Below are 234 nucleotides of genomic sequence, written 5' to 3'. Positions count from 1 at the left end.
CGACGAGATCCGCTTCTGGGTGATCGGCAGTCTGGCCGGGCGCTCGCTGGAGGCGCTTTACAGCAGCCTGCCCAGTATCCTGCTCGCGGCGCTGCTCACGCTGTGGCTGGCCCGGCCGCTCTCCGCGATGGTGCTGGGTGAGCAGGTCGCCAGTGGCCTGGGCCACCATCCCAAGCGCGTGCGCAAGGTCGCGATCCTGGTGGTGGCGCTGCTGGTCGGTGCCGCGACGGCACT

General features: G+C 70.5%; 1 protein-coding gene. It reads left to right on the top strand.

The window, feature by feature from the left end; genetic code table 11:
* Nucleotides 1-234, top strand: a 234-nt coding sequence (locus R0J88_RS23745; RefSeq protein WP_410901420.1) for an iron chelate uptake ABC transporter family permease subunit, incomplete at both ends; no start/stop codon positions are given.

It is taken from the genome of Pseudoalteromonas sp. SIMBA_162 (assembly GCF_046535955.1).
GTDB lineage: Bacteria > Pseudomonadota > Gammaproteobacteria > Enterobacterales > Alteromonadaceae > Pseudoalteromonas > Pseudoalteromonas marina.
This window is presented reverse-complemented; position numbering and strand designations above follow the sequence as displayed.